Genomic DNA, 3,160 nt, shown 5'->3' with positions numbered 1-3,160 from the left:
ATGTTCGCGCACGGCTAGATATGGTCGCGCATGAAACTGCTCTTCCTCCAAAGCGCGCCGGCGGCCGGCAAACTGACAAAAGCTTTGCTCGAATTGTTGCCGAGGCCGGATGTTCTCAAGCTAAATACCGAAGCCATGTTGCCGGCGAAAGCCGCTCAGGAATCATCGACCATTTTGGCCTTCTGCTAGGTGCCGAATTCTTGACGGGTTTCCACTTGCCTCGAAGCGCAAGGCTAGTAACTTCATTGCTGGCACGGCTTGATGCAAATTTCGTGCACCCTGATCGCGCTGCCACGCCGGAAGGACTGCCGCCATGATGAGCCAGGAACAGAACGATCTGATTACCCGCACTGGCCCCAAGAACGCGTGTGGGAAATTGATGCGGATGTATTGGCAGCCGGCGGCGCTGGTCGATGAGTTGGAAGGACCGCGCCCGGTCAGGCCCGTCAAATTGCTCGGCGAAGATCTCGTATTGTTTCGTGACGAGCAGGGCCATTACGGCTTGATCGAGCGGCACTGCGCGCATCGCGGCGCTGACCTCGCCTTCGGCCGGCTGGAAAGCGGCGGCCTCCGTTGTGCCTTCCACGGCTGGCTGTTCGATGCCACCGGTCAATGCCTCGAAACGCCGGCGGAGCCGAGGGACTCATCGCTGTGCAAGGGCATCAAGCAGCGGGCCTATCCCGTGGTGGAGAAGAGCGGCATCCTGTGGGCCTATCTCGGCGAGGGCGAGCCGCCGGCATTTTCGGAAATCGACTGCTTCGTCGCGCCGGAGACTCACACCTTTGCCTTCAAGGGGCACATCAATTGCAATTGGCTGCAGGCGCTCGAGGTCGGCATCGACCCCTCGCACGCCTCATTCCTGCATCGCTTTTTCGAGGACGAGGATACATCCGGCGCTTATGGCCGGCAGTTTCGCGGTGCCTCGGCCGGCAGCGATATGCCGATGACCAAGATCCTGCGCGAATATGACCGTCCGATCATCAATGTCGAACAGACCGAATACGGCTTCCGGTTGATCGCGCTGCGCGAGATCGACAAAGAGCGCACCCATGTACGCGTGACCAACCAACTGTTCCCGAATGCCTTCGTCATTCCGATGAGCACGGAAATGACCATCACGCAGTGGCACGTCCCGATCGATGACGAGAACTGTTACTGGTACGCGATCTTCACCAGCTACACGACGGCCGTCGACAAGAACAAGATGCGCGACCAGCGGCTGGAATTGTATGAGCTGCCGGACTACCGCTCGCGCAAGAACCGTTCGAACGATTATGGCTTCGATCCGCACGAGCAGGCGACGCAAACCTTCACTGGCATGGGCAGCGACATCAACGTGCACGATCAGTGGGCGGTGGAGTCGATGGGCGCGATCCAGGACCGCACCCGCGAGCATCTCGGTCAAGCCGACAAGGCCATCGTTCAGTACCGGCGGCTGCTACGGCAAGAAATCGAGAAGGCCGCATCCGGGACCAAGCCGTTCATGTTCCTCGATGCCGCGCATGCGCGCAGCATCCAGGGTCCGGCGACCATGGACGGCATCGGGCCGACAAGGGGTTGGGAAACATTCTGGATGGAAGTCGACGTCAATCGCCGACGCAGCGCGCCGTGGGCGGCCCCGGTGCCCGAGGAAATTGCGGACAAGGTTCCTCACCTGAGGGCCATTTAGTGAAAGCACGTGCGTTTCGTCGTCCGGAGATCGCGCGTTGAGTTTTGTCAAACGCCACGGTCTATGGTCCGAAGAGCAGCAAGCGGCGGCTAAGCAGCTGCAAAGGACAGTCGAAGAGCAGAAGCTCGAAGTCATAAGGCTGTCGTTTCCCGACCAGCACGGAATTCTCAGGGGCAAGACGCTGGTTGCGAGCGAAGCGCTGGCATCGCTTGAAAGCGGCTGCACCATCACCACGACGATGCTCGCCAAGGACACCTCGCACCGCACGGTGTTTCCGGTGTTCACGTCCGGCGGTGGCTTCGGCATGCGCGAGATGGAAGGCGCCGCTGACGTGCTGATGGTGCCTGACCCGACCAGCTTTCGCGTGCTGCCGTGGGCCCCCGGTACCGGCTGGCTGTTGTGCGACATCTATTTCGCGGACGGACGGCCGGTGCCGTTCGCGACCCGCAACCTCTACAAATCCGTACTCGAGAAACTGGAAAAGCGCGGCTACGAATTCGTGGCCGGGCTGGAAGTCGAGTGCCACATCTTCAGGCTTGAAGACGCCAGGCTGTCGCCGGAGGATTCCGGGCAGCCCGGCCAACCGCCGTCGGTCAGCCTGCTGTCGCAGGGTTATCAATATCTGACCGAGCAGCGCTACGACCAGATGGAGCCGGTGCTCGAGATCGTCAGGCGCGACATCCTGGCGTTGGGACTTCCGCTACGGTCGATCGAGGTCGAATTCGGCCCGAGCCAGTGCGAATTCACCTTCAAGCCAATGGCGGGACTCGAGCCTGCCGACACCATGATCCTGTTCCGCAGCGCCGTGAAGCAGATCTGCCATCGGCACGGCTATCACGCGACCTTCATGTGCCGACCGCGATTACCAAACGTGTTCGCGTCCGGCTGGCACCTGCACCAATCACTGGTCTCGCGCGCAAGCGGCGACAACGCGTTCATGACAAAACAGCAAGGTGAGTTGTTGAGCCCGTTCGGACGGCAATATCTGGCAGGACTGCTGGAGCACGCCGGCGCCTCGACCGTGTTCACCACGCCTACCATCAATGGCTACAAGCGCTACCGTTCCTATTCGCTGGCGCCCGATCGCGCGATATGGGGGCATGACAACAGAGGCGTGATGGTGAGAGTGCTGGGCGGTCCCGATGATCCCTCCACCCGACTGGAAAATCGGATCGGCGAGCCGGCCGCTAATCCCTATCTTTACATGGCCTCGCAAATCTTATCTGGATTAGACGGCGTCGATCGCGCGCTTGATCCGGGGCCATCAGCGGACACGCCTTATGAAACACAGGCGAAACGATTGCCGAAGACGCTTGCCGAGGCGGTGGCGGCACTGAAGGACGACCGCTTCTTTCGCGACACGCTCGGCGCCGGATTTGTCGACTATTACGTCCACATCAAGAACGCCGAGATCGAGCGCTTCCAGGCGGAGGTCTCCGACTGGGAGCACCGCGAATATTTCGAAATTTTTTAGGGGATTCGCCGACTACC

3 protein-coding genes are annotated in these 3,160 nt (G+C 60.6%); all 3 read left to right on the top strand.

The window, feature by feature from the left end:
* The first annotated feature begins 30 nt into the window (after positions 1-30).
* The 3 genes from VJV58_RS18565 (at position 31) to VJV58_RS18555 (ending at position 3,143) form a co-directional block, all read left to right on the top strand.
* Positions 31-189 (top strand): hypothetical protein, encoded by a 159-nt coding sequence (locus VJV58_RS18565; RefSeq protein WP_324138828.1) that lies wholly within the window; start codon positions 31-33, stop codon positions 187-189.
* Between the two features lie 124 nt (positions 190-313).
* Positions 314-1,669, top strand: a complete 1,356-nt coding sequence (locus tag VJV58_RS18560; RefSeq protein WP_324138827.1) for an aromatic ring-hydroxylating dioxygenase subunit alpha — start codon at positions 314-316, stop codon at positions 1,667-1,669.
* A 37-nt stretch (positions 1,670-1,706) separates the two neighbouring features.
* On the top strand, positions 1,707-3,143 hold the full coding sequence (locus tag VJV58_RS18555) for a glutamine synthetase family protein (protein ID WP_324138826.1): 1,437 nt from the start codon (positions 1,707-1,709) through the stop codon (positions 3,141-3,143).
* Positions 3,144-3,160: the final 17 nt, after the last annotated feature.

This window comes from Bradyrhizobium sp. (assembly GCF_035273305.1).
Taxonomy (GTDB): Bacteria; Pseudomonadota; Alphaproteobacteria; order Rhizobiales; family Xanthobacteraceae; genus Bradyrhizobium.
This window is presented reverse-complemented; position numbering and strand designations above follow the sequence as displayed.